The organism is Veillonella sp. AF13-2 (assembly GCF_003603295.1).
Taxonomy (GTDB): domain Bacteria; phylum Bacillota; class Negativicutes; order Veillonellales; family Veillonellaceae; genus Veillonella; species Veillonella parvula_E.
Map to the genome: position 1 here is coordinate 486600 of NZ_QTMT01000001.1, position 21818 is coordinate 508417.

At 34.5% G+C, this 21818-nt stretch carries 24 protein-coding genes, 1 pseudogene and 1 riboswitch; of the genes and pseudogenes, 4 read left to right on the top strand and 21 right to left on the bottom strand.

The window, feature by feature from the left end; genetic code table 11:
- The first annotated feature begins 74 nt into the window (after nucleotides 1-74).
- The gene (locus DWV85_RS02235) at nucleotides 75-983 is read left to right on the top strand and encodes an HAD family hydrolase (RefSeq protein WP_077708428.1); all 909 of its coding nucleotides are present in this window, start codon (nucleotides 75-77) and stop codon (nucleotides 981-983) included.
- A 1-nt stretch (nucleotide 984) separates the two neighbouring features.
- Nucleotides 985-1728: a DUF4241 domain-containing protein gene (locus DWV85_RS02240; protein ID WP_077708427.1), complete on the top strand. Its 744-nt coding sequence runs from the start codon at nucleotides 985-987 to the stop codon at nucleotides 1726-1728.
- 105 nt (nucleotides 1729-1833) lie between these two features.
- Here DWV85_RS02240 and DWV85_RS09320 read toward each other — a convergent pair whose 3' ends face one another.
- The 3 genes from DWV85_RS09320 to DWV85_RS02250 form a co-directional block, all read right to left on the bottom strand.
- Nucleotides 1834-1983: a hypothetical protein gene (locus DWV85_RS09320; protein WP_004695850.1), complete on the bottom strand. Its 150-nt coding sequence runs from the start codon at nucleotides 1981-1983 to the stop codon at nucleotides 1834-1836.
- A 301-nt stretch (nucleotides 1984-2284) separates the two neighbouring features.
- Nucleotides 2285-2902, bottom strand: coding sequence for a phosphatase PAP2 family protein (locus tag DWV85_RS02245; RefSeq protein WP_123137928.1), 618 nt, complete (start codon nucleotides 2900-2902; stop codon nucleotides 2285-2287).
- Nucleotides 2903-3097: 195 nt separating this feature from the next.
- Nucleotides 3098-4438, bottom strand: a complete 1341-nt coding sequence (locus DWV85_RS02250; RefSeq protein ID WP_123137929.1) for a VanW family protein — start codon at nucleotides 4436-4438, stop codon at nucleotides 3098-3100.
- A gap of 106 nt (nucleotides 4439-4544) precedes the next feature.
- Between DWV85_RS02250 and DWV85_RS02255 the strand changes: the two genes are divergently transcribed.
- Nucleotides 4545-5555: a site-specific integrase gene (locus DWV85_RS02255; RefSeq protein WP_123137930.1), complete on the top strand. Its 1011-nt coding sequence runs from the start codon at nucleotides 4545-4547 to the stop codon at nucleotides 5553-5555.
- Nucleotides 5556-5822: 267 nt separating this feature from the next.
- Here DWV85_RS02255 and DWV85_RS02265 read toward each other — a convergent pair.
- From DWV85_RS02265 to DWV85_RS02290, 6 genes and pseudogenes are all read right to left on the bottom strand, one after another.
- Nucleotides 5823-6968, bottom strand: a pseudogene (locus DWV85_RS02265) (SMI1/KNR4 family protein); the annotation flags it as partial.
- Nucleotides 6969-6997: 29 nt separating this feature from the next.
- Nucleotides 6998-7468 carry a glycosyl transferase family 4 gene (locus tag DWV85_RS02270; RefSeq protein WP_123137931.1) on the bottom strand — a complete coding sequence of 157 codons (471 nt, stop codon included), beginning with the start codon at nucleotides 7466-7468 and terminating at the stop codon, nucleotides 6998-7000.
- 20 nt (nucleotides 7469-7488) lie between these two features.
- Nucleotides 7489-7887, bottom strand: coding sequence for a bacteriocin (locus DWV85_RS02275; protein WP_123137932.1), 399 nt, complete (start codon nucleotides 7885-7887; stop codon nucleotides 7489-7491).
- A 28-nt stretch (nucleotides 7888-7915) separates the two neighbouring features.
- Nucleotides 7916-8977, bottom strand: coding sequence for an ankyrin repeat domain-containing protein (locus DWV85_RS02280; protein ID WP_123137933.1), 1062 nt, complete (start codon nucleotides 8975-8977; stop codon nucleotides 7916-7918).
- 113 nt (nucleotides 8978-9090) lie between these two features.
- Nucleotides 9091-9570: a pyridoxamine 5'-phosphate oxidase family protein gene (locus tag DWV85_RS02285; RefSeq protein WP_105085463.1), complete on the bottom strand. Its 480-nt coding sequence runs from the start codon at nucleotides 9568-9570 to the stop codon at nucleotides 9091-9093.
- Between the two features lie 175 nt (nucleotides 9571-9745).
- Nucleotides 9746-10054, bottom strand: a complete 309-nt coding sequence (locus DWV85_RS02290; RefSeq protein WP_123137934.1) for a LysM domain-containing protein — start codon at nucleotides 10052-10054, stop codon at nucleotides 9746-9748.
- 254 nt (nucleotides 10055-10308) lie between these two features.
- Here DWV85_RS02290 and lexA point away from each other — a divergent pair, with 254 nt between their 5' ends.
- A complete protein-coding gene (gene lexA / locus DWV85_RS02295) occupies nucleotides 10309-10980 on the top strand; it encodes a transcriptional repressor LexA (RefSeq protein WP_123137935.1) in 672 nt (223 codons plus the stop codon).
- Nucleotides 10981-11029: 49 nt separating this feature from the next.
- On the opposite strand, the gene DWV85_RS02300 is transcribed toward lexA, so the two are convergent.
- From DWV85_RS02300 to DWV85_RS02355, 12 genes are all read right to left on the bottom strand, one after another.
- Entirely contained in the window at nucleotides 11030-11971 is a 942-nt protein-coding gene (locus DWV85_RS02300) for a bile acid:sodium symporter family protein (protein ID WP_123137936.1), read from the bottom strand.
- Nucleotides 11972-11983: 12 nt separating this feature from the next.
- Complete coding sequence (gene panC, locus DWV85_RS02305) at nucleotides 11984-12826, bottom strand: pantoate--beta-alanine ligase (protein WP_024065700.1); 843 nt, start codon at nucleotides 12824-12826, stop codon at nucleotides 11984-11986.
- A gap of 70 nt (nucleotides 12827-12896) precedes the next feature.
- Nucleotides 12897-13289, bottom strand: coding sequence for an aspartate 1-decarboxylase (gene panD / locus DWV85_RS02310; protein ID WP_024065701.1), 393 nt, complete (start codon nucleotides 13287-13289; stop codon nucleotides 12897-12899).
- A gap of 251 nt (nucleotides 13290-13540) precedes the next feature.
- A complete protein-coding gene (dapA, locus tag DWV85_RS02315; RefSeq protein WP_123137937.1) occupies nucleotides 13541-14428 on the bottom strand; it encodes a 4-hydroxy-tetrahydrodipicolinate synthase in 888 nt (295 codons plus the stop codon).
- Nucleotides 14429-14449: 21 nt separating this feature from the next.
- Nucleotides 14450-15481, bottom strand: coding sequence for an aspartate-semialdehyde dehydrogenase (locus DWV85_RS02320; protein ID WP_123137938.1), 1032 nt, complete (start codon nucleotides 15479-15481; stop codon nucleotides 14450-14452).
- A gap of 23 nt (nucleotides 15482-15504) precedes the next feature.
- On the bottom strand, nucleotides 15505-16302 hold the full coding sequence (dapB, locus tag DWV85_RS02325; RefSeq protein WP_077708418.1) for a 4-hydroxy-tetrahydrodipicolinate reductase: 798 nt from the start codon (nucleotides 16300-16302) through the stop codon (nucleotides 15505-15507).
- A gap of 76 nt (nucleotides 16303-16378) precedes the next feature.
- A riboswitch (Lysine riboswitch) is annotated at nucleotides 16379-16551 on the bottom strand.
- Between the two features lie 41 nt (nucleotides 16552-16592).
- The gene (gene recN, locus DWV85_RS02330) at nucleotides 16593-18257 is read right to left on the bottom strand and encodes a DNA repair protein RecN (protein ID WP_077708417.1); all 1665 of its coding nucleotides are present in this window, start codon (nucleotides 18255-18257) and stop codon (nucleotides 16593-16595) included.
- Nucleotides 18258-18261: 4 nt separating this feature from the next.
- Complete coding sequence (argR, locus tag DWV85_RS02335; protein ID WP_004695825.1) at nucleotides 18262-18717, bottom strand: arginine repressor; 456 nt, start codon at nucleotides 18715-18717, stop codon at nucleotides 18262-18264.
- Nucleotides 18718-19037: 320 nt separating this feature from the next.
- On the bottom strand, nucleotides 19038-19613 hold the full coding sequence (locus tag DWV85_RS02340) for a class I SAM-dependent methyltransferase (protein ID WP_004695822.1): 576 nt from the start codon (nucleotides 19611-19613) through the stop codon (nucleotides 19038-19040).
- Between the two features lie 24 nt (nucleotides 19614-19637).
- Complete coding sequence (locus tag DWV85_RS02345) at nucleotides 19638-20522, bottom strand: NAD(+)/NADH kinase (RefSeq protein WP_024061669.1); 885 nt, start codon at nucleotides 20520-20522, stop codon at nucleotides 19638-19640.
- Between the two features lie 9 nt (nucleotides 20523-20531).
- Nucleotides 20532-21335: a TlyA family RNA methyltransferase gene (locus DWV85_RS02350; RefSeq protein WP_123137939.1), complete on the bottom strand. Its 804-nt coding sequence runs from the start codon at nucleotides 21333-21335 to the stop codon at nucleotides 20532-20534.
- A complete protein-coding gene (locus DWV85_RS02355) occupies nucleotides 21332-21811 on the bottom strand; it encodes a divergent PAP2 family protein (RefSeq protein ID WP_004695814.1) in 480 nt (159 codons plus the stop codon). The genes DWV85_RS02350 and DWV85_RS02355 overlap by 4 nt, the downstream gene beginning before the upstream one ends.
- Between the last annotated feature and the right edge of the window lie 7 nt (nucleotides 21812-21818).

The following is a 21818-nucleotide window of genomic DNA, read 5'->3' on the forward strand; positions in this document are numbered from 1 at the left end:
TTGTCAAGCAGGTATCTCAGGAATATAAGAGAGTGTAAATGTATTTTTTGTTTAGTTTAAAAGGAGGTGCATTTATGATAACGTATAAGAAAGATAGTAAAGATAATTTACTATCACCTGACTCGTCTATGCCCGTGTTAGCAATGTGTTATGACTTTGATAAGACATTAACCCCTGACGATATGCAGGCACAAGGTTTTATTCAATCGGTAGGCTATAACGAAGAGCAAATCAAACAATTTTGGCATGAATCAAATCAATTGGCTAAAAAACATGATATGGATAATAACTTAGCCTATATGTACAAAATGATTCAAGAAGCTGTAGGCCATTTCTATGTAACAAAAGATAAGCTCATGGAATACGGCAATCAGGTAGAATTATACGAAGGGGTACGGACTTGGTTTGAACGCATTCGTCAATATGGCTTAGAACAAGGCGTTAAGATTGAACATTATATTATTTCGTCTGGCTTAAAAGAAATGATCGAAGGCACTGAAATGGCAAAAGAGGGGGCTTTTACCAAAATCTATGCCAGTGCATTTATGTTCGATGATAAAGGTGTAGCTGTTTGGCCCGCACAAGCCATTAACTATACGAATAAGACGCAATTTTTGTTCCGTATTCAAAAAGGAATTCTCGATATTAATGATACTGGTGTTAATGATTACATTAAGCCTGAAAATCAACGTGTGCCGTTCCGTAACATGATTTATATTGGAGATAGCGATACAGATATTCCTTGTATGAGTCTTGTGAACGCTAATGGGGGTCATTCTATAGGTGTATATGATCCATTTAAGAAAGATAAAGAAAAGGTATATAAGATGATGCGTCATCATCGTATCCGTTATTATGCACCTGCAGACTATTCTAATGGTTCAAAACTAGATACATTAGTGAAGCAAATTATTCGTAAAACCGCAGCCTATGAAGTATTAGAAGGCGAATATATTCATTGTAAATACGAAGCCGAGGAGTAATATGGAACAATCTAAATTAACTAGCGAATGGATTCAAACCTTTAACCGATTAGGTTCTGAAGGTAAATTAAAACCTACCGTACCATATCATGATTTATTTAACCGAAAAGAGTTAAAAGGATTTCCGTTACACACATTACCTATGTGGACGGTAAATTTTCCAACAGGTTATATTACGTGTTGTGATCCTCTAGTAACATTGCCAAGCAAACCAGATACATATCTTAGACAGGTAACACCAGGTACGTATCTGTTAGAGACTAAGATAATCGAAATGGAACCAAATGAATATCGTTATGTAGCTAGTCGAGTTGTTTTTAGTGGCAATGAACCTGTATACTATGAATTAGCATTAAAAGGAACTGAAGACTTAACCGATTTAGATGATGGAGATACCTATATTGGATTTCCTGTAGATTCAGGTTTAGCTACAATTGTAGATGCACAAACAATTGAAATATATAATAAGTTTTATGAACAATGGCATATAAACTACCCTGAAAAAAATATATACGATGACTATTATAGTGATTTATTCCAATTAAATGCTATGGCATATCCACAATACCAACGTTCTAAAGGAGATTGGATTAACTTTACAATTCCTGATACAGAATTGACTGTACCGATGATTCAATCTGGATTTGGCGATGGTTTATATCCAGTATACTGGGCATTTGATAAAGATGGTCAGATCTGCCAAATTATTATGGAATACATTGATTGCAGTGAAGCATATGAATAATATACTGGGTGTAGTTAAGGAACCAATTTTATAAATCAAAAAATATAAAAATAAGGCGCTTAGAAAACTAAGCGCCTATTAATATGTTCATATTCATCTGAGAAATTAGATACCAAAAACCCAGTTAACTAACACGCGAATAATACTTAAACCAACAACCATTTCAGCAAGAAATCTTAAAGAACTCTCCATGCCATTTCCTAAATGTTTTAAACCGCCAATTTTGGCTTTACTTACAATATCACACCAGCACATAAAATTCCTCCATAAGAGTATGAGTTAATTAGATAATTTATATTACTATTTTACAATCTGATTCTAAAAAATTCAATATAAATTTTATGTAATAATAATACTTTATTGGCATATAGAATAATTAATTTTTACTGATTATTTTGATTAACTAAAATAAACTAGCTTATAGACTTATAGGCTAGTTTTTGTTTTTAACATAAATTACTTCCGATAACGATATATTATCGGAAGTAATTATGTTAAGAAAATTGGGCCTAAATGGCCCAATTCCTTATGTTATATGGTTTTTTAGCTATTAAGCTTATTTACGTTTAAATGTATATGGTTCGTATTCTACATCATTATTACGGTTAGTCCACCAGTTCCAACCAACTCTTGCTAACTTCCAAGCGATGAATCCTACGATGATCCCTAATACTAAGCCTGTTAATACATCTGTTGGATAATGTACAAATAAGTAAACTCTAGAAAATGCTACTACTACTGACAGTACCAATGCTAAAATCCCTAAATATCGCCTCTGAGGCTCTATTTGGCTCAAGCCTAGGTAAATGGTCATGGCAGACGCAAATGAACCAAAACTATGGCCTGATGGGAATGAAAAACTTGTCGCTTTTGGTAAAGCTGACTCTAATGGTACCATAACATTCGGAAAATCTACAAATGGTCTTAACCGAGCCACATTAGGTTTTAATCCTTGGTCACCGATGATAAATACAAATCCTAAGGCAATAATTATGGCTACGCCTAATACGCGGTATTTTTTTTGAATCATCAATAATAATGCGATTAGAATCCATAATGCGCCATTACTAGTTATTTTAGATATAATTGCCATTATTGGCGTTAAAAAACTATATACAAGGTGTTCATGTACATAAAAAATCACGGAGTGATCAAATTGTAAAATTGAGTCCATAACTTCCTCTTCTATTTTATTAAATGATAATTATTGAGAATGGATGAATGTAGATTATATCCTCAATATTCTGTATTGGATTTCTATATACTTTATACTATGTATATATCACTTTCTCATTTACATCCAAATAATAGCCTAAACTATTTATACATCATGGTCAATAGCTTAGGCTATATTTAATAAAATCTTTAATTATGGTTTCTTTTTATCTGCTTTTTTAGTAGTACCTTCTGGAGGCATTGTTATAATCGTATCTACTGGATCATATACGGATTCAAAGGAATCTGTTTGCGTAACCCAGTTACCATAGGTAATGGTTCTATACGTATTCATTGTTAAACCTACATGCCCCTCCTGCACTTCTTTTTCTTTTAATGAAGGATCTACCCTAGTGATAGTTTTGTTAGGAATTTCGCCATAGTCTCCTACAGAAATAGAAACATTTTTAGGCTTATCTTGAGCCGTACCTATAATGTAGATCGTTAACGTTCCGTTGTTCATAACACTAAGGATATAAATAGATTGTTGGTAAGGATTTCTAAACTTAAAGTCTAAATAGCCCCAAGCTACTGTAGCATCACGACCAGCTTGAATATATCCTACTGGCTCAAAGTGTGGTGTACGCTCGATAATATTCATACCGGATAGTAAAGCTGTATTAAATATGGTAGAACTTACTTGACAAATGCCACCGCCAATACCTGGAACTAATTTGCCATCAATCATAACCGGTGCATCATCATAGCCAGCCTCTGCAGTACGTTCACCTACAACATCGTTAAAGGAGAATTGTGCACCAGGCTTAATTAGGGTACCGTTTATTTTATCAGATGCTAATTGGATATTATGAGTTCTGCTTTCATTACTAGGATCATACTCTGTAGTGTAAGAAGCTAATACAGTATTCAATGGTTTTAAATCGGCATCACTTACTTTTACGGTATTTTGTGTAGTAAATACCATAGATAAGGAGTTAATACTATCACCGGCCTGTAAATCATCTTTTAATTTCTTAAGGGTAGCATCAATGTCGATACGCTTACCTTCCTTTGCAGGGTGGAATACAACTTGTCCATTTTCAATGGTAAGATATGCATCATGTCCTGGTGTATCAATTGTTTTAGCCAATTCACTTAGATAGGTTTTACCTTTTACCTCATCAAGCTTATATTGTGGCTTAAAATGATGACCGTAGAATAAGGCATTAAATCGATTTGAAAGTAGTGTCCATATATCATCTTCATAGCCATATGTAGAAATAGCTTTTACCATAGCATCTGCATCGATTTGGATCCCTAAATCATGATAGGTAGCTTGTTGTTTTTTATTATTGCCCATATCAATAGATATAGTTTGAGGGATTTTACTATTTAACTCTTGTAAGCGAGCTTGTAATTCATTCTTAGGTGTATTAGATAGATCTGTATCATTGTAATATACACCATAAGAAATATTTTCTGTTGGAATGTATGAACAGCCGCTCGTCCCTAAGAAAACAAGCATAGTTCCTACTAAAATATATTTCTTTGTCATTATTTATAAACTCTCCCGAATTAGTTATCATATTCTCTAATTATAGCATATTACTGTCTAATCTATGGTACAATTAGATTGATAATTTTAGGGGTAAGGGTGAATTATGTCAGAATCTAAGGAACAACAAAAACATTTCTATTTGCGTAATAATGATGCGCTTATGAATAGTACCAAGTTGTCTATGAAAGCTAAACAAAGTATATTGTTATCTAAGGCTGAGAATACTGTGGATGCTTACGAATCGGATTGGGATGATTTTGTAGATTGGTGTACCTATCAAAAGGTATCTTATTTTCCTGCTACACCAGAAACCATAGTAAACTATATAAATGATCTAGCTGATTATGCTAAGGCAAATACAATCTCTCGTCGTATTAGTGCTATCTCAGAGAATTATAATGCTTCTGGACATCGGGATAATCCATGTATGGCACCAATTGTAAAACAAGCGTTACGCGGGATTAGACGTTTAAAAGGTACATTTCAACAAGGTAAAACACCAGTACTATTAGAGGATATTGAAGATATTCTAGATTGTATGACTAAACTAGATGTACCCGAATTACAATTATTACGAGATAAGGCTATTCTTTTAATTGGTTTTATGGGTGCTTTTCGTCGTAGTGAAATTGCAGCTATTACAGTAGAACATCTACAGTTTTCTCCACAAGGTGTTGAAATCTTTGTACCATCCTCAAAAGCAGACCAAGAAGGTCAAGGTGCTGTTGTAGCGATTCCTCATCTATCCGGTTCTCCTCTAGACGCAGTACGTGCCCTACAGCAATGGTTACGTGCCTCTGGTATTACTGAAGGGCCTGTATTTAGAGGTTTTACTAAAAATATGTCACTTCGTAAAACAGCCATATCCGATAAAATGATTGCAGAAATTGTAAAGAAATATATTTCTCTCATTGGTCTTGATCCAACTATGTATGGTGCCCATAGTTTACGTCATGGCTTTGCAACCACTGCCGCAGCTTATGGTGTGGAAGAACGTAATATTATGAGACAAACACGTCATCATAGTGTTAACATGGTTCGCCGTTATATTAATGAAGCCAATAAGTTTGTCGATAATCCTATTTCAACAATCTTTGAAAAACGATTTAGATGATAATTATAGATCAATTGATTAAGATAATATCTATAAATCGTATTCATACATCCAGTTTTAATGGAACCCTCCTCAATAGAAAATTCGGCGTATGTACAATTTACTTTTGTCGGAGGCTTTAGATAAGATATTTCACTAGTTATCTTAATTGTATAACCTTCAATAAATTTATCACTCTTATCCCTAAATTCCTCTATACGCATTATATCTTTTAAGTAGTTATAACAACCTTGGTCCTTAGCACCTTGCTCCTTCAACATATACACTTACATATTTCTCTACTACTTTATTGTATTCTTTTGAAAACTCTTCTCTGCTATACGTATGTTTATTAAATACCCAATGGACTTCATCATATGTAGGATAGTTAACTTCTTCATATTCATTAATAGCTTCAGTATCTTTACGTTCTGTAGTATCTTTACAATTTTTCTTATCGTAGAAATTTTCAATGGTTTCAAATATTACAGGATAATCCGCCTTGTACTCTTTTGGCTTAATTTGAGTTAATAGATATTTTACAACTTCACAACACCAACCAAGTTGTTTATCTAAGTGGTCTTCTTTTGTCATTTTCATGGCCGTCTCTATTAACTGTAAAGCTTTCTGTACATGTTCAGATTCGTAGCTTTCACCACATGCTAAAGACGCATGAGCATAGCCACAACGATAATACCAAGACCAATCACGATGTGCCTCATCTATACGATCAAATAACTCGATAGCCTCTTCTGGTCGACCATTATTGTTATACATACGTCCTAAGGTGCTTAGTAATATAGGCGACAAATTATCGATACCGATGTTAGTTAACAGCTCCATAGTACGATCAACATCTAGGTCCTCTTGTTCATTAAGGAGCTTAACCTTTTCCTCATCACTTAAAGATTGAAATTCTTCATCCGTAATCTCTTCAATACTGATATATAAGTTCTTAATAAAGTCACCAAAGTTATCTGCTAACAGAGTGATTGAGTAATCACCTTCTTGGTCAACACGTACTACCTTAGGTTCACCAGTAGGACCACACTCACGATAATCGAGGAAAATCATATCATGCCCACCAGAAATCGTATCGGCTACAACGATACCGATAGGAGGATACTCCCATTTAGAAATCCAAAACTCATTACCCATCTCACCTATAAGAGAGTATTTTTTATCTCTATCGATGCCATATATGCCTGTTACATATACACAGTCGCCATTATTATTTATAAAGCAGTTCTTATTCAATACACCGCCATTATGATTGTTAAGTAATTCAATATATGTTGCAGGTAATGTATAGCCTAGCTCAGATTCAGCATCCTTAATATCCTTATCCGTAACAGGTTTACCTATATAAGATTCAAATGCATAATCAACATCGTTCCAAAACCCATTCCAATCAAAGTTTTTTAGATTACTCATAATACTCGCTCCTAGTCAAATATGTTACTTCAATCAAATTGTTTCTCATCAGTGGAATATTCTTTAATTAAAGCTTTTACCCTGCGTCGTATCAAAATGGTATCAACCATATAGGAAAAAATGATATAAGGAGATACATTTATAATCCCTATAGGCGCTAAAATAAGTGCTACTCTCAATAGGTCAAGTGAATATGCATACCACTTAAAATCGATATTATTTAAAATGGGTGTGACATAGTCAAAGACTTTTATCTCCCATTGCATTAGCGGGTTTAATTCCTCACTTGTTCCTAATAGCCAAACGAAACTTACAGCAAAGATCAAACAATATACTATGCCAACTGGAATCAATATCTTCGCTCTCTTTTTTAACAGATCACGGCAAATCTCATCTTCTTCCTCTGGTGTTACATCGTATACCATATTACATTCTATCTGAATCCGTCTAAATCGATAGCGAATATACTTATACAAAAGGTTATTCGGTGTATATAGCATAATAAGCTCCACAGTATCCTTTACAGGCTTTCTATCTCAGGTCTTAAATCTAACACGATTTCCCAACTATCTAATGTAGGAACCTTACGATGAGCAATAAAATCTTCTATTATCTGTAATACCTCTTGATGGCCCAGCTCATTCTTACCATATATGATGGCGCCTCGGTCACCATCATTAGTTACACTAAGCTCTATATGTAATAAATCGGTATCTTGATCACTACAAACCTGTACAAAGTTATATAGTTTATTATCTATGAAGATTGCCTTTGATGGAGAAATAACTACAAAGTCTTGCTCTTGGTCTTCAATAGCATACAGATTTTGTTCAACTTCATTCAGTGTAATACCTTCATATTTATAGGTGCCTACATCAATGGACCAATCCGTATATGTTTTCTCAAATGTATGTGTCATATGTATTGCCTCTCCTTTACGATATCCCCTAAAACAAGGTTTCTAATTGACCTGCCATATCGGACATAAACTCTTCAAATTTACAAAGCTCTCGTAGTTCTTGATGTTCTACATCATAACAAGAAATCTTTTTAGACTTAGGGTCCCACACAATTTGCCAATCATTATACTCACCTAGTTCTTTAGATAAACGTAATACATTACGGCGACCTAATTTAAATAGAATCGTATCAGTAAGTGAGAAGAACTCTATAGATATAAAATCAGAGTCTGGCAATTCAAAATAGAGAGTATCTCCCTCTAAAAACGATACTAACGCCTTTGGTAGTTTAAATGGCTTTAATTGATCCATTTTATTTTGTATATCATGGAACTCAGCAGGCTCTAATGATTTAAAATACTCTGCCATTTCCATATCGCCCTTTTCAATAGCAATGCTATAGGGACGCATACCATCCTTTTCTGTGATGGTCACATCAGCGCCATGTTCTACCAAATACTTACACATTTTTAAATCCACATACCGTGCTGCTACACACAATGGGGTTGGCTTAAAGGGATACACAGAATCAGGCTTGTTGTAGTTAATATCTACACCATTACGAATAAAGAAATCTAGAACATCATAATTTCTATCTGTAATGGCATTTCTGAAAGCTTTACCGCCATATTTCTGTACCGTATGGCCTAAGTCATGAATAATCTGTAAGTGATTATATTTCTTGCCATATAAGGCAGCTTGAAAGGCATCTACTTTCACACGGTTCAAGGCGTGAACATTAGCACCATGTTCTACGACGTAATCGATAATCGCTTGATTCCCATATCTAACAGCAAGCAAAAAACTTGGATTTTCCTCATCATTTAGATCAGCGCCATTATCGACTAACCATTGAATACTTGGCAAGCAACACATAACAAGAGCTAATTCTAAAGGTGTATGCTCACTATACTCACCAATTTCTATAGGTATATTAATATCCCAACCCTCTGCTAATGCATTTTCTAAAGCTACGATATTGCCTTTTACGATATCTATTACTATTTCAGGTACAGATTCAAAGGTACCTAAATCTTTTAACTGTATCATGACTCTCTCCTAAGAACTATATATTTAAAATGATTATCACTAATTACATTATATTACATTTATAAGTATGAGTGTATAGTAAAAGCCCTTCGTATAAACGAAGGGCTAATCTATTATTTCTCTTGTACTTGTTTACCACTCATATGTTCAATGGTGATTTCAAACATTTGAACTGCTCTACCAGCATGAGCAATATTTTTGTCTACAAGCTGCTCACTAGGATAATATTTCATAGCAAATTCTTTTAATCGATCTATAGATTCTGAACCTGCCTCTAGCAAACGACATCTTCCAAATACGACTACACTTTGTACATACGGCGCCCAGGATTCAGATTCATCAATTCTCTCATTACCATATACGGTAAAACATACCTTATCTGAAGTTTTCAATGACTCTACTTTATGACCAGCTTTAGCTCCATGAAAATAAATCTTTTTATTATCACAATCATAAAAATAATTAATAGGAATAGCATAAGGATAACCCTCAACACCATTCATGGCAATAATTCCACGACGATTAGATTGTAATAAAGCTTCTGCAGCACTATGGTCTATTTCATTTATCTTTATACGAATTGGTTTAAACATAATCTATCTCCTAATTTTATTTACTTATCCTATTTACAAGATACATAAAAGTACCACTATTAGTATCATCAACTTTAGAATATTCTTTCCAATTTATAGGATATATCCTAGTTAATACTATAGGTGCTTCCATTCCACGCATTGTTCCTTTTCCTGTATTAGAGGACCAATATATTTAGTTTTGAGCCACATAGTCCAAAGCTCTAACAGGACTATCATTTTTCTTAACCGGTACTTTTAAAACTGTACCAGGAACTAATGCACCAGAGTCATCAATTTTGTTGAGTTCCTTCATAGCATATACCATTTCACGAACATCCATATCTTTATGAGCTGTGCGAGCTGCAATATCCCACATCGTATCACCTCCTTGTACTTTTACTTCACGGATAGCATGTGTGTTTGCTTCTGTTACAGGATTTGTCATATTATAGCCGAATAAGATTGTTAAGCACATTCCTACCATCATCAATATATTTTTCATCTCATACCTCACATTTACATCGAACATAATATCTGAGAACATTTGTTTGTTTACATGCTTATATTAGCACACGAACGAATGTTCGGTCAAGTGTTTTAGAACAAATGTTTGCAAAAATTTTTGAAATTGCCTATAATAGGTATATAAGATAAGTAATTATCTTATGTTTTTATTATATAGTACAAAATGAGTAAATTTTTACGCATATACATATTAAAATTATTTTGACATTACATTGACTATGGAGGTTCATCGTGAGACGCCCTGCTACAGATATTAATACAAAACAGCGCCGTATATTAGATTTTATTAAGGAATCTTTACATAATGAATATCGTTGTCCTACTGTTCGAGAAATCTGTACCAATGTAGGCCTTAGTTCTACTTCTACAGTGCAATCTCATTTGAATGCTCTTGAAAAGTTTGGTTATATTAAACGGGATCCTAATAAAAATCGCGCTATTACAGTACTAGAGGATACAAAACCTTCTATTTCTGTAGATGGTAATGAAACATCAAGTTCTGATAATTTTGAGTTCTTAGGAGCTGGCTTAAAACAAGTTCCTCTTATTGGTACTGTACAAGCAGGTATGCCTATTACAGCAGTAGAAAATTTAGAATCTACTCTTACATTACCTGTTCAATTAACTGGTGATTCTGACTGCTTTTTACTACGTGTTCAAGGCGAATCCATGATGAATATTGGTATGTATGAAGGTGATATGCTCATCGTACGCCATCAAAATACGGCTAATAATGGTGATGTTGTTGTGGCACGTATCGATGATGAAGCTACAGTAAAACGTTTCTATAAAGAAAATGGTCATATTCGTTTGCAACCAGAAAATGATGATTTCGATCCAATCATTGTAGATGATTGTCATATTGAAGGTCTTGTCATTGGTCTTGTACGAGACAGAATATAGAAAAAAAACGGCAACGTATGGTTGCCGTTTTTTTTGGTATCTATTAAGTTTATATATTACGTAAACTATTCTCTCTACGAAGCATAGCAAAAATAGCACCTGATATATTGTGCCATACACTAAAGATAGCTCCTACTAGAGTTGCTAAAGGATTTAATGCAAAATTTGTTGCCGCCAATGTGACTGCTAAACCACTATTTTGCATCCCTACCTCAATCGCTAATGCTGTAGTTTTATCATATCTTAATTTAAGTATATATCCTACACCTAAGCCTAACAGCATGCCTAGTATATTATGTATACCAACAACTATTAGTGTTTCTAGGCCAGAAATTAAAAGTTTATCTCTATTAATGGCTATAATGGCTGCTATTAATAATATGATAGCAATCATAGAAACAATAGGACTTACGCTAGTTAATGTATTAATCCGTGATTTACAAACATATTGGATGATTGCACCTAATAATATAGGAACTATAATTACTTTTACCATAGTTATTATCATTGGTAGTAATGCTACATTTACCCATGTACCTCCCAAATATAGGATTAGTAAAGGCGTTACAATTGGTGCTATTAATGTTGAAGTAATCGTCATTCCTACAGATAAAGGAACATCACCTTTAGCAATATAGGTGATGACATTGCTGGCGGTTCCACCTGGACAGCAGCCAACTAATATGACACCAATTGCTAAATCTGGAGGTAATGTAAAAATATGACAGATTCCCCAAGCTAATAAAGGCATTATTGTATATTGAGCCAGTACACCTATACAAATATCCTTTGGATGTCTGAGAATACTACACAAATCTTCAAATTTAATAGTTAGTCCCATGCCAAACATAGCGATGCCAAGTAAAAATGGTGTATACGCTATGGCCCAAGAAAAATATGAAGGCACTATATAAGCAATACAAGAAAAGCCTATGATTAGTATCATTAAGTATTTGGATATCAGTTGATTTAGTGTTACTAGTTGCTTCATAACCTCTCCCTCCTAATTTGGATCATAGGAGAAGTTATCTATTAGACGTGTAGTACCAATATATACTGCCATGGCAACTAGAACAGGAGCATTAATCTCTTCAACTGGTTGCATAGTATTAGCATCTACAACTGAAATATAGTCAATTTTAGCAAGAGGCTCTGACTGTATTATTTCTGTCATAGTATTAATTATGCTATCCGCAGAACAACCTGGTGTAATTGATTCTTTACCTTTTTGGATAGATTTATATAATATAGTTGCTGCCTTACGCTCTTCAGTCGATAAATATGTATTGCGAGAAGATTTTGCTAATCCATCTTGTTCACGCACAATAGGAACACCAATAATATTTACAGGAAAGTTTAAATCAAAAACCATTTTACGGATAATGGCTAATTGCTGTGCATCCTTCTCACCAAAATATGCATTTGTAGGCTGAATAATATTAAAGAATTTTGCTACAACAGTACATACACCTTTAAAGTGAATTGGTCTACGAATGCCACATAATGTACTAGATAAATCAACAATATCTACAAAAGCCTTTTTATCTTGATACATTTCTTCTGGACTAGGTGTAAATATGAGGTCCACACCATGTGATTCACATAGCTTTTTATCGCTATTGATATCACGTGGATATGTGCTTAAATCTTCATTTTCTCCAAATTGAATGGGATTAACGAAAATAGAGACAATTACCTTATCATTATTTTTTCTTGCTTGATCTATTAATGATGCGTGCCCATCGTGTAAAAACCCCATAGTTGGGACGTAACCAATGGAATAGCCTTCTTTTTTCCATTTATTAATCGTATTGCGTACATTTTCAATTGTAAGTACATGTTCCATAGTAATTCCTCCGTTTATTGTAAATACGAAGATAGTCCTATACAGTCTACTGTAATTCGATCAATAACAATTAATTTTGATCAACTAATAAACCATGTTTCTCATAGTTTTTTATATGACTTATCTTGTTGTTTGTATCTACAAATACAACGAGAGGCTTATGGCTCTCAACTTCAGTTTCATTCAACTGTGCATAACACATGATAATAATTTTATCATGTACTTGTACATGTCGTGCAGCAGCTCCATTTAAACATATAACACCACTACCGGCTTCTCCGGCTATAGTATATGTGCTAAATCGTGCTCCATTATTAATATTTACAATTTGAACTTGCTCATATTCTCGTATTCCAGATGCACTCAAAAGATCTGTATCTATAGTAATGCTCCCCACATAATCAAGTTCTGCTTGTGTCACAGTAGCTCTGTGAATTTTACCTTTTAACATTGTTAGTTCCATGTTAAACTCCTTGTGTTTTAATGTAATCGCCTTATGGTCGATTCGAAATATCACAAATTTCTGTTTATCATGAATTAACAGTAGACTAGAGTATAGTTGAAAATACTATCTCCAGTGCAATTATATCATAATAAAAAGTTTACACATTATATTTTTGGTTATTAGACTATAAAGATTAGTAACAAATATAAGACATATAAAACAAAACCAGTAGCTACATAGTAGTTACTGGTTTTATGATTATTTATATATTATTGTAAATATTCTGCTAAAGCTTTATCAATATATGCTGCTTCATCAGCCGTTGGTTCACACATTGGTAAATTAAATTTTCCCACAGGTAAGCCAATTTTACGGGCTGCATATTTAACAGGAATCGGATTTGTGGTGATGAACATCGCTTTTATAATTTCTGATAAAGCTTGATGAATACGAATCGCTTCGTAGTTATGGCCAGATTCATAAGCTTGAATCATAGCATTCATATCTTTGCCTGCAATATGAGATACTACGGATACTACCCCACATCCTCCAATAGAAAGCATCGGTAATGTAAGACCATCATCCCCACTATAAACCATGAAATCATCTCCAGGCATTAAGCGCTTAATTTCAGAAGCAATCATTAAATTACCACTTGCCTCTTTGATAGCACAAATATGTGGATATTCGTTATGTAGTTGAACTAAGGTAGTTGGGAAAATACCTGTCCCCACACGACTTGGTACATTATACACCATAATTGGCAATGTAGTAGCTTCTGCAATAGTTTTAAAATGCAAATATTGGCCTTGTTGGTTCGGTTTATTGTAATAAGGTACTACAACTAGCAAACCATCGATACCATCGATTTTAGAGACTTCCTTTACAAATTCTGCAGAAGCCATTGTATCGTTACTACCTACGTTAGCAATAATCGAACCTTTATGTCCACATTCTTTTGCAATCGCATTAAATAGAGCTAATTTTTCGTCTCTAGACATAGTTGGGTTTTCACCCGTTGTACCACAAACCACAAGACCATCAGAGCCATTATCTAACAGATGATTGGCGATAGCAACACAATTTTCAATATTTACGGATCCATCATTATTAAAGGATGTCACCATAGCTGTTAACACTCGACCAAAGGTTTTCATATATGTCCTCCCCTTGATAGATTAAAATGCTTGTTTTTCCACCAAGTACTCAGCAATTTGCAACGCGTTAAGAGCTGCACCTTTACGAATTTGATCCCCTACAATCCAGAAGTTCATACCTTTGTCATTATATAAGTCTTTACGAATACGACCAATTTCACAGTCGTTTTGATTAGATGTATACAATGGCATAGGGTAAATTTGTTCAGCAGGATTATCTTTAACTTGTAAACCAGGGAATTTTTCACATGCTGCTTTGAAAGTCTCTACAGATACAGGCTCCGCTGTTTCTACCAAGACAGACTCAGAGTGGGAACGATATACAGGAACACGCACTGTAGTAGGAACTACTTGAATAGTTTCGTCATGAAGGATTTTTTGTGTTTCGTAAACCATCTTCATTTCTTCTTTTGTATAATCATTGTCCAAGAACACATCAATTTGTGGTAAAAGGTTAAATGCTACAGGATAATGTTTAGGCGCAGAACCTGTTGGCAATAAGTTTGCAGTCATTTCTTCGCCGGCTGTATATTGTTTTACTTGGTTTTCAAGTTCTTCAATACCTTCTTTACCTGCCCCAGATACAGCTTGATATGTACTTACAACTACACGTTTAATTGGAGAGATATCATGAAGCGGTTTTAATCCTAAACTCATGATAATTGTAGAGCAGTTAGGATTTGCAATGATACCTTTATGTTTCAAAATATCTTCTGGGTTAACTTCTGGTACTACGAGTGGAACTTCAGGATCCATACGGAATGCACTAGAGTTATCGATTACAATAGCACCGCGTTTAGCGGCTTCTGGCGCTAATGTTTTAGATATAGAGCCACCTGCAAATAGCGCAATATCAATATTATCAAAAGATTCAGGTTTTGCTTCTTCTACAATATATGTTTTACCATTCACAGTAAGTTCTGTACCTGCAGAACGAGCGGAAGCTAATAGTTTTAAGTTTTCATAAGGAAAGTTACGTTCTTCAATAAGTGTAATAAATTCAGCACCTACTGCACCAGTAGCACCTAGAATTGCAATATTAGGTTTTTTCATTGATACATCTCCTTGCACAAATATTATAAATAATGTTCTAAACCGTATGTTAAGCCAGTTTTAGAACTAATTTTTTTACATGCTAATACTACGCCTGGCATAAAAGATAAACGGCTTAAGCTATCATGACGTATGGTTAATGTTTCATCATAACCACCAAATAAAACTTCTTGATGAGCCACATAACCTGGAAGGCGTACACTATGAATTGTTACATCGTCAACCTTAGCACCACGAGCACCTGGTAAGCTTTCACGAGTTAAATCCTCATCAGCAGTTACCTTAGCAGCTTGTTTAGCATCGTTAATCAATTTAGCTGTTAAAATAGCTGTGCCAGAAGGCGCATCGTATTTGTGATTATGATGTAATTCTATAATTTCTACATTAGGGAAATATGGAGCGAGCTCTGCAGACACTTTCATCATCATTACCGCCCCAAGAGAAAAGTTTGGCGCCACTAAGCAATTTGCTTGATTGGAACGACCTATTGTATCAAGTTCATCACGTTGTTCTGCAGTCAATCCTGTAGTACCGATGACTACATGAATACCAGCGGATAACATTTTCTTCGCGTTTTCATAAATAACTGCAGGATTAGTGAAATCTACAATCACATCAGGTTTATTTATATCTAATACCTCATCAATGGAGGCATTCATCTTGATACCTAATTGTTCGATTCCTGCTACAGAGCCTACATCTTCCCCTGCCTTAGTCGGATCAATACCACCAACTAATGTTAAATCAGGATCGTTATGTACTGCTTTGACCACTTCACGACCCATTTTGCCGCCAGCGCCATTTACCATTACTCGAATCATATATACCTCCAAAAAAGCCAGTGGATGCATCCACTGGCCTTATAGATTATATAGCTATATATACTCTTATGAAAAGCTCAATGATAGCACTCCACCAATACAAGATTGATGACAGTTGTCTATCTATTAAATAGACAACCAGAACGATGAGTCGCAATCATCGAACTTCGGCAAGCATCCCTTTTATCATGGATCAATGCATGCCTACTCCTCATGATTACTCTTAATACTCGCACCTCTATCAACATATTCATTTAATACTATTAGTATAAGTAATTATGCGATTTTAGTCAATTAAAATGGTCAATAAGTTCTTTCGCCGCCGCAAGTGCTGTAGCAGACATTCCCTTACCAGACATCATAGACGCGATTTGTGTTACTCGTTCGTCCTCATTTAAGACTACTAATGTAGAGATTGTACGATCATCTTGCTCGATTTTAGATAGATGATAGTGTTGTTTCGCAATACTTGCAGTTTGAGGCAAATGAGTAATACAAAATACTTGATTTGTTCTAGATAAATTAAGTATTTTTTCTGCCACCTTAAGTGCTATATCACCACTGATACCAACGTCAATTTCGTCAAATACCATAGTTTTAAAAGCGTCACTGCGGAATACTGATTTAAAGGCTAATGCAATGCGAGCTAACTCACCGCCGGATGCTACTTTATGTAGAGGTAATAACTGTTCCCCTTTATTCGCAGAGAATAGCATTTCAATAGACTTTGCACCTAATGAGGATAACTCAGTCCCCTCTTCAATATGAAATTGAATATCCCCTTTGGGCATCCCTAGATCCACTAATTCTTGATGTAAGGCCGTAGCAATATCTTTTGCATTTTTTTGACGTACCTCGTGTAAAACTGTTAACGCTTCTTCTGCTACCTTTTTTGCTTCTTCAAGACGTGTTTCTAATTCATCTTGAGCAAATACAAGGCCTTCTAGTTCTTCTAAACGAGATTGCGCCTTTTCTTCGTATGCTAGAATATCTTCTACGGTTTCACCATATTTTTTCTTTAAGCTATAAATTGTGGTATCTCTGTCTTGGCAATACTTATAACGCTCTTCATCGTAGCTGATAGTATCCCTGTAACGATCTAAAGATTGTGCAGCTTCTTCTAGTTGGAAATAAGCAGAGTCCACCATTTCTGAGACTTCTTTTAACTCGCTGTCATATTTTACTAGATCATTAACCTCTACCTTAATCGAGTTAATCGTATCAAGTAATGGTTGACGTCCATTATAAAAGACATCATAACAAGAACCTAATACCTTATCGATATGTTCAAAACTGTCAAGACGGTTAAGTTCTTCAGCAATAGTTACATCTTCACCAACACTCAGACCAGCATCTTCAATTTCGTCGATTTGGTATCTAAGCATATCAAGCTCCCGGGCTCGCTCAGACATATTTTCTTGTAAATAATCTACATCTTGTTTTGCTTTCTTATACATTTTATACGCATCAGTATAAGTTTTATAGGCTTCTTTTCCTTCTTTATTAAAAGTATCTAAATATTCATGATGTGTATCAGCGTCTAGTAAACGTTGGTTGCTATATTGTCCGTGAATATCTGCTAAGTATTGACCAATCTCCTTTAAAGCTTTTAAAGGTATTGGTTGATCATTAGCCAATATACTAGATTTGCCATTACGGTTAAAGGATCTAGATAGAATTAACTGGCCTTCTTCTATCATGATATTTTTAGACTCTAATAGGTCTTGAATACTTTGGTGATTAGCAATATCAAATATTCCATCAATAACAAAACTATCTTTACCGTGACGAATAAACTCGCTACTTGCGCGTTCTCCTAATAGGATACTAAAGGCATCCATAAGAATGGATTTCCCTGCCCCAGTTTCGCCGGTAAAGATAGTAATGCCATCATTAAATGAAATATTCATTTGCTCAATCAACGCAAAGTTGCGAATGCTCATTTGCGTTAACATATTATTAGTCCTTCATTAAATCTTGAATTTTCGCTAAAATTGCTGGAACTTCAGCTTCAGATTTTGCAATTAACAAAATAGTATCGTCCCCTGCTAATGTACCAATAATTTCAGTCCATTTTGCATGGTCGATAGAAAATGCTACAGATTGAGCAGAACCAGGGATTGTATGTAATACAACTTGGTTTAAACTGTGATCAACCTTAATCAAAGAATCTTGGAATAGTCGGTTAATACGACTACGAGATAAAACTACATTTTCCTCTGGAGATAATGCATAACGATAATGTCCATCGCCTGTAGGAATTTTGATTAACATTAATTCCTTAATATCACGAGAAACTGTAGCTTGTGTAACTTCAATACCTTCTTCTAGTAAAGCCGCAGCTAATTCCTCTTGTGTTTCAATCGCCTTGGACTGCACGATCTCTTTAATTTTGTTATAGCGATAGCGTTTCATTTTGAACTCCCTTTTTTAAACCTTGCACATAAAAGAGAATAGTATCTTTCTGATAATATTATACCATATATTCATAATTAATATATGGTATAAATCGCATATATTATACGTCTTATGCATATTATATTAATATTTAAAATATTGTTAATATTCTATATATTGATAACGTGCAAATTCATAGCTCATAAGGTTCATCTATTTATAGGGAATTAATAATTTAAAAATAAAAAAATATACATGTATAATTAAAATCCCCTATAAAGGGGGTTTTACTAACTGAGTATGAGTTTTATTCATAATGAATAAAGATATATTTCGTTTTATCGTTTTTGCAATATAAATAACTCAGGTGGATTATGTATTTGGTTCATCGGATGCCAGTGACATACATTATATATTTTCTGATCTAAATCTGATAAATACGATTTAAGAGACTGCATTTCTTCAAATCCCTCTGTTGTTCCAGGGTAAGCAACTATTGTAATAACTCCAGACTTGGAAAGTTTGTGTAAACCTTCATTTATGGCATCAATGGTTTGATGCGGTTTTGTTACAACTTGGTGATCTCCTCCAGGTAAATATCCTAGGTTAAAAATCATTAAATCAATAACTTCATCCTTTAATTGATGAGCTACCGCCAAATCATGAGAGTCATGAATAAACGTTAAACTCACTTCTGGCGCAATATCATTTGATTGTAAAAGCTCCTTGCTAGTTTTAATAGCTTTCATTTGAATATCAATTCCATATAGATGGCATGCTTTTTGTGCCCGTTTAGAAAGGTATAAAAGATCATGGCCATTACCACATGTAGCATCTACTACCACTTTGGCATTTTCCATGCATCGATCCCAGATTAAATGTTGGAATTGAACAGCATTGTTAATGTTAATCACAAAACCACCCCACTTGAGATTTGGTTATAACAATTCATCTCGACGAGATGCTAACTTTTTAAATAAAGTACCAAAGAAACATTGATCCTTGAATCGTACAAATAAACAATATACAGGGTTAGAACTTATATGTAAGGTTTCTTTATTTGTAAAAGTATAGTCAAATGTACCATCAATACAAATATGTAATTGTGGTTCTCTTTCCGGCATTGTAATTTGAATCGTATCATGTTCCTCTAAAACAAGGCTTACACCTTGAATTAAATGTGGTGCTACTGGGGTGACAATGATAGATCGATTATCTGGTTTCATGATTGGACCACCAGCCGATAGATTATAGCCGGTAGAACCTGTAGCAGAGGAAATAATTAAACCATCCGATGGATACATTTGTGTGTGTTGATTATTTATGGACATATTAATTCGAGCCATTTTAGCAGGCTCAGCACGAGTGATAACAATTTCGTTAATGATAGGAACTAGTTCTTCCTCTTTACCCTCATGACGTTCTATATAAGCATATAAATGTCCGCGCTTTTCAATATTATAATCACCATTAGCAATACGTTTAATATGACTTTGCATTTGATGAATTTCAATTTGATTTAAAAAACCTAGTTCGCCAAGATTAATACCACAAACAGGTACATTATATGGATAAATTTGTCTTGCAAGATGGATGATGGTACCATCACCACCAAAACTAAAGGCAATATCTATTTGTTTGAAGATTTCTGGGCGACTTAAAATATGAGTTTCAGGAATCTTAAGTACTCGTGCAGGTGCATCTGATTCGAGATCATCTGGCAAAAATACTTCGATACCTTCATCTTTACAAATATGTGCAGCCATTTTTAGAACTGCCATAATATTGCTTTTCCCCATATTGGGGAAGAATCCGATACGCATAGTAATCTCCTATAATGAATGGGCTTCTGCAACCACTGTATCAATCAAAGTATCATCAATGGTTAAGGCCCCTTCTTCGTACTTTTTAAAATAACCTAAAAACTCTATATTACCTTCCATACCTTTAATTGGTGAGAAAGTTAAGCCATGTGTATACAATCCACAATCATACGCAACGTGTAGAATACGATGTAAAACCTCTTTATGGATTTCACTATCTCGCACTATACCGCCCTTACCAACATTTTCTTTACCAGCCTCAAATTGTGGTTTTATTAAGGCCACAAGTGAGCCCGTATCTTTTAATAAATTAGTAGCTACTGGTAAAACTTTGTCTAAAGAAATAAATGCTACATCAATAGAAATAAAATCAACAAGTTCACCTATTTGTTCAGCGGTAACAGTACGGATATTTTGTTTCTCCATATTAATTACACGTGAATCTTGGCGTAATTTCCAAGCTAATTGATTATATCCTACATCGATGGCAAAGACCTTAGACGCACCGTTTTGTAATGCGCAATCTGTAAAACCACCTGTACTAGCTCCTATATCAATCATCACAACCCCATGTAAATCGATAGGGTAAGTTTGAATAGCCTTTTCTAATTTAAGTCCTCCACGGCTTACATAAGGTAGGGTATTGCCTTTAACAATAATATTAGCATCCGCAGGAATCTTGGTGCCTGCTTTATCTATGCGCGTAGTATCCATAAATATAAGGCCCGCCATAATAGCTGCTTTTGCTTTTTCTCTACTTTCAAAAAGGCCTCGATTAACGAGGAGTATATCTAATCGTTCTTTATTGTTCATATTACACCATGATAAATACAATAAAACTGAATAAAGGCCACAAGAATACCGAGAATTAAACCACCAAATACTTCGATAGGTGTATGTCCCAACAACTCTTTTAATGCTTCTTTACGTGTAATGACAACAGGTATATTCTTTTTGGTAAAATAATCTACAATTTGATTAAGTATTTGAGCTTGTCGTCCTGCCTCTAATCGTACACCAGACGCATCATACATAACAACAATTGAAAATACTAAGGATAATATAAATAGATCCGTTACACCATTTTTAAGGTAAATCGCTGTTGTTGTAGCAATTACAAATGATGTATGTGAACTTGGAAAACCACCAGATCCAACAAGGCGCTCTGGTCGGAATTTACCATGTCTTAAGAGTTGCCATACAAATTTGATAGCTTGAGCCGTAAACCAGCCCCAAAATGCAGCTTGTGCGATATAATTATGTGCTATTTGTGGTAATATATCAATCATTGTTTAT